This window comes from Sphingomonas bacterium, from assembly GCF_903644135.1.
Taxonomy (GTDB): domain Bacteria; phylum Pseudomonadota; class Alphaproteobacteria; order Sphingomonadales; family Sphingomonadaceae; genus Sphingomonas.
The window spans coordinates 1-4,439 of the sequence record NZ_CAHJXA010000242.1 but is presented as its reverse complement, the minus strand read 5'-3'; the positions used below and the strand labels follow the sequence as shown (position 1 = coordinate 4,439).

Genomic DNA, 4,439 nt, shown 5'->3' with positions numbered 1-4,439 from the left:
GGCCGCGTTCCGGCACGAGCTCTGCGCCACCGTCCGCTGGGCCTCTCCCTTCCTCGTCGCGCTGCTAGAGGCGGAGGGTAGAACGCTCGGCGGGGTCGCCGGCGAACTCGTGCCCGCACCCGGCTGGCCGCGCCGCCCCCGCATCCATCGGGTGGTCCGCGACTGGTCGCGCGACCCTCATGCGCTGCGACACGCATCGGCCGCGGCCATCGCGGACGGGCCCTACCAAGAGGCCGAAATGCTTCACGATTCCGGCTTCCCGCTCGCCGCTGGCGGCTGGGCGCACGTTCTGGTCGTCGCGCATTCTCTGGAGGTCTCGGTGACCATCGGCGGCACGCGGTTCCAGACGCGACTGGGGGAGTTGCGCATCACGCTGCGCAGGCGGGTGCCTGCCGCGATCGCGGCGGCGCTCGCAGGCCGACTGCTCGACGAGGCGGCCGTCCACCCGCTTACCGGGGGGCGGGGCTGGCGAATCATCCGCGTCGAGGAGACGCACGCTTGCGATCGCACGATCCTGTTCGTCGAGACGGGGTCGGTGGAATGTCGGTTGGGCGACGGCCTGGGCATGTGAGGAGCCGCGACGCGGAAGTGGCTGGGCCGTGTAGAGGTTCGTCTCGCGGCCCCGGTTCGCCTCCGTTATACCGCCGTTCGATGGTCGCTCGACCGGATGGTCGGTCCGGTTCTGTTCGTCACGGCGCGAACCGATCCGTCTCGTCGAGGTCGGCGCGATGCCTGGGCAGCCAGTCCGCCGTCCGGCGTGCATGCGCGAGTGCCCGCGTGGTCCGCGCGTCCCGCATGCCGTTCCACAGCGGATACAGGTCCTCGTCCGTCAAACGGCCGCGTCGCTCCAGTTCGCCTGCCAGGAGCAGGATCTCGCTCCACCAGGACGCCACGATGCTCTCGGTGGCGAGCCACGCATGCATGAACCCGATGCGCTCAGCGCCGGGCGTGATCCACGCGAGTCTGTTGCGGGCGAGCCCGTAATCGGTGCGCGATTCGAGCGGCTCGGCGACGCAAGCGTTCGCCATCTCGCCGCATCCGAACTTGATCTCGATGCGGGGTCGTCCGCGGAAGCGGAACTCGGCGACGTTTCCCGCAAGGTAGTTGACCACGTCCCTTGCGGCCGCTCGCCTGCGGCGCTCGGCGATCTCCGGCGGCGCCGGCTCTTCCCTCATCCAGGGCTGCCACTCCGCCTGGCTCCAGACGACCCCGAGCCTGCCTTCGTCCTGATTGTTGACCTCGATGTATTCGATCCACTCGCCCGGGCCGCTCGCCAGCTGGACGACCGCGTGGCCCGCTTCGTGGGCGCACACTTCGGCCAGGGTCGGCGCCCGGACCTCCTCTATTGCCATACGTCGCGCGCTCTTCCTCATAGCATTGCTCAAACTTCTCCGTTTGTCCGGCGGTCTAAGTCAGGCGCGACACTTCGCGATGGCGCAGCGTCGAAAGTTGCACGACGTGAATTGAAAATGTCTGAATCCATGCTCGATCCAGAGCTCAAGCTCCCTCATCGAGCCTTATGCAGCGGTGCGACAAACCGGCCTCGCGTTCCAACTGTGAAGCTCGAGTATAGTTCTTCCGCTGAACGTCGGGTTAGCGACCGCTCAGATCGTTGATCGCACCGGACATGCCGCGGCGTCGACCGGCGAAGCGCCGCATGTGCTCGGGAACGGCGACGCTGAACCAGTTCGGAAATCCGATCTCAATGAACTTGGCGTGACCGTCCTCGACGTGGAGCAGCAGCCTTCGTTCCAACCCGCTATTGTCGAAGATCATCGTGCTGTCCGCGATTTCCATCGCCGCGGTCAGGCGCCGGAGGGAGTCGGGGTGGCGGCGCACCACCGCGTCTTCGGGCACGTCGTGCCCGCCCTCCTGGACACGGTCGTTGATCCGCGCGCGGGATAGTTCGGGGGTGTCGATCCCGACATACGCCAGACTGATGCGATATCCCGTCGCCTTCGCCTTGCGCATGAACGCGAGGGCGCTGCTGCCAGCCAGCGTGGTCTCGATGCTGAGACTTTCGCGCCGTGCGACCATAGCGTTGCGGCGTTCGACCGCCAGTCTTCCCGCGCGGATGATCTCTATCGCATTGCTGGCGGGATCGAGCTCGGCGGCGATCTCGTCGGCGTTGACGTAGGGAACGTGGCCTCTGAGCATGTCGTTGAAGAGCGTTGTCTTTCCTGCGCCGTTTGGGCCAGCGATGACCCATAGGATCGGCGTGGTCATGCCGTTCGGCGCTTCGCCTTCGGCGTTTGGTCGAGGTGGATCTCGACTGTCTCGACCCGTCCGTCTGGATGCCGACGCAGCACATTGCCGGCTGGGGTGTCGCTCTCTCGGTAGCTGACGACGCGCCCTCGCGCCAGGAGCCCATCGACCGCCGCCCGGCTGACCGTGCGGGCTCGGCGCTTGAATTCCGCGTCGATCATCTGAGGCGAAGCAGCTGCTTCGAACCGGTCGTTCGGCTTGTTCGACATGTCGATCATTTAGCTGATCCTAGTTCGGCCCTCAAGGGAGGCTTTCCCGCTCGGCGCGCGGCTACGCAGGTCCCGTCAGCGAAGGACCATACTCGACGTTATCGCCACCGGGTGCCAGAGTTACGATCGGAAGCAAGAGCTATGTTCAGAACGCAAAGACTATGTTCGCGCCTCACAGCGGGACTGAAGAGTGCCACGAAGATGTGGGCGTCCCTTATCTGCCTTGAGATTTCCGGTCCAAGGACGGCGCCCGACTCGATGTTCTTGTCATACCAAACCGTGACGCCGTGGCGACGCCACGGCGCCAGGTGAGCATGCAGCTTCTGCTGCAAACTCGCGTCCTGATGCGAGTATGACACGAAGATGCGAACCTCCGGCTTATCGGCCGTCTTCTTCTCGATTTTCGGTTTCCGTCCGGCGACCGGTCCTGCGGTCGGCTTTGCCCGCGTTGTTCTCGAGAGTGCGTCCGCTGTCGGCATCGTCAATTTATACAGCGGAAAAATGCGAGGGAAAGCGCTCTGACGTATTCGGCATCAGAGACACCTTTGTGGGTGATCCCCCCGGGCCGGCGAACGTCAGGATTTGCTGATCGCCTCCGGTGTACGGATCCACCGCAGCAGGCTGTAGCCACCCTGATGGGCGAAGCCGCTGTGCTTGAAGCAAACAAGATCCCCGTCGCTGGCGAAGCAGGCGCCCCCCTGGATCGGCACGCGCGATGCGCTACCGGCGTTCGCCGTGTCCGCCGGCCGGGTCGTCAGCCGTCGCGCGGAGATGGCGGTGATCATCAGTCGCGGGCCTCTGGACGGCACCCTGCCGGACACATGTTCCAGCACGTCGCCGGCGCGTGCCGTCCGCGTGAACTCGGCAAAGCTGACCAGGGGTTTCAGGTCCGGCACGCCATCCAGTGCCGCCGCGTGGAGCACGGGGTCGATCGAGGTGCCAGTGCCCAGGGATTGGTTGCGGACGCCGATCAAGGGATCCCAGTCGTAACGTTTGAAGCGCGCGAGTTCCGCATCGACTAGACCCCTGACCGCGAAACCGGCGCTCCGGTCTGAGAGATCCGCCGTTCCGAAGCGGGTGATCGAAACGAAGAGATGGCGGCAGTTCGCGCCCCGGGCTCGGCGCATCGCCACGGTCATTTTCGGGAAGGCTTCGCGCAGATGAGCGCGGATGCGTCTCGCCGTGTCGGTCGGGTCTTCGCCTTCGCGGTAGAGGTCGCCCCGATGCTCGTGGGCAACGTCGGACATTCTCGGAGCGGTGGCGACGGCGTTCATGCGGGGGCTTCGGAAGAGAGGGTCGCGTGACGCTATTGGAAGAGAGTTGCTAATCGATTGATAGTGGCCGGGGGCCGGGGGCCGGCGCTCGAAGCAAGCCGTGACTTCAATGAGACCCAGCGATCTCGAAACCGACCATTCGCGCCGGGCAATATCAACCCAAAAATGCAAACGTTGTAGTTTTAGTGGGTTTACAGACACGTTAGCATGTCGCTTCGACGTTTCTAGCGGGTGCGATTATGGGAAAATGGTGCCCAGGGACGGGGTCGAACCGCCGACACTGCGATTTTCAGTCGCATGCTCTACCAACTGAGCTACCTGGGCGCGGCCGCATCGCGGTCGGATGCGGGCCTTTAGTCGCCGTCTCCGGCGCTGTCCAGCCTGTCCGGGGCCGGGTCACGACCGGGCAGGCGATAGTCCTCCGACAGCCAGGCGAGCAGGTCGCGGTCGCGGCAGCCGCGCGAGCAGAACGGCGCATGATCGGCGGCGGTCGGCTTGGCACAGAGCGGGCAGGTGGCTTGGGGGATCATTGCGGCTCCAGTCGGTGGACGACGCCGCTGCGCCGGGTCAGTTCCGCCAGCCAGGCGGGACGCGCCTCCAGATAGCGGAGGATCGCGGCGGGCACACGCGTGGAGGCGACCATGCCCGGCGGCGATCGCTCCAGGCTGCGCAGCAGTGCGCAGGCGGCGGC

Annotated in this window: 7 protein-coding genes and 1 tRNA gene; 1 reads left to right on the top strand and 7 read right to left on the bottom strand. The window is 65.6% G+C overall.

The features are described 5' to 3' along the window. Nucleotides 1-571 (top strand): hypothetical protein (locus HUU96_RS11975; protein ID WP_174293010.1); only part of this gene is annotated, 571 nt, incomplete at its 5' end. Between the two features lie 118 nt (nt 572-689). Here HUU96_RS11975 and HUU96_RS11970 read toward each other — a convergent pair. The 7 genes from HUU96_RS11970 to HUU96_RS11940 all read right to left on the bottom strand — a co-directional run bounded on the left by HUU96_RS11970 (nt 690) and on the right by HUU96_RS11940 (nt 4,278). Then, complete coding sequence (locus tag HUU96_RS11970; protein ID WP_174293009.1) at nt 690-1,373, bottom strand: hypothetical protein; 684 nt, start codon at nt 1,371-1,373, stop codon at nt 690-692. A 220-nt stretch (nt 1,374-1,593) separates the two neighbouring features. Beyond that, nucleotides 1,594-2,226 carry a zeta toxin family protein gene (locus tag HUU96_RS11965; protein ID WP_174293008.1) on the bottom strand — a complete coding sequence of 211 codons (633 nt, stop codon included), beginning with the start codon at nt 2,224-2,226 and terminating at the stop codon, nt 1,594-1,596. Beyond that, complete coding sequence (locus HUU96_RS11960; protein ID WP_174293007.1) at nt 2,223-2,483, bottom strand: hypothetical protein; 261 nt, start codon at nt 2,481-2,483, stop codon at nt 2,223-2,225. Before HUU96_RS11960 ends, HUU96_RS11965 begins: the two co-directional genes overlap by 4 nt. Nucleotides 2,484-2,572: 89 nt before the next feature. Further along, a complete protein-coding gene (locus HUU96_RS15350) occupies nt 2,573-2,953 on the bottom strand; it encodes a toll/interleukin-1 receptor domain-containing protein (RefSeq protein WP_174293006.1) in 381 nt (126 codons plus the stop codon). Between the two features lie 96 nt (nt 2,954-3,049). Then, on the bottom strand, nt 3,050-3,748 hold the full coding sequence (locus HUU96_RS11950; RefSeq protein WP_174293005.1) for a hypothetical protein: 699 nt from the start codon (nt 3,746-3,748) through the stop codon (nt 3,050-3,052). Nucleotides 3,749-3,996: 248 nt separating this feature from the next. Beyond that, a tRNA-Phe gene (locus HUU96_RS11945) sits at nt 3,997-4,072 on the bottom strand. Between the two features lie 29 nt (nt 4,073-4,101). Continuing rightward, complete coding sequence (locus tag HUU96_RS11940) at nt 4,102-4,278, bottom strand: DNA gyrase inhibitor YacG (RefSeq protein WP_174293004.1); 177 nt, start codon at nt 4,276-4,278, stop codon at nt 4,102-4,104. Nucleotides 4,279-4,439 lie beyond the last annotated feature (161 nt).

Bases quoted from the DNA above. Each gene is read 5' to 3' on its own strand.
- HUU96_RS11960 (WP_174293007.1), bottom strand. From the start codon at position 2,483: ATGATCGACATGTCGAACAAGCCGAACGACCGGTTCGAAGCAGCTGCT.
- HUU96_RS11970 (WP_174293009.1), bottom strand. From the start codon at position 1,373: ATGAGGAAGAGCGCGCGACGTATGGCAATAGAGGAGGTCCGGGCGCCG.
- HUU96_RS11965 (WP_174293008.1), bottom strand. From the start codon at position 2,226: ATGACCACGCCGATCCTATGGGTCATCGCTGGCCCAAACGGCGCAGGA.
- HUU96_RS11940 (WP_174293004.1), bottom strand. From the start codon at position 4,278: ATGATCCCCCAAGCCACCTGCCCGCTCTGTGCCAAGCCGACCGCCGCC.
- HUU96_RS15350 (WP_174293006.1), bottom strand. From the start codon at position 2,953: ATGCCGACAGCGGACGCACTCTCGAGAACAACGCGGGCAAAGCCGACC.
- HUU96_RS11950 (WP_174293005.1), bottom strand. From the start codon at position 3,748: ATGAACGCCGTCGCCACCGCTCCGAGAATGTCCGACGTTGCCCACGAG.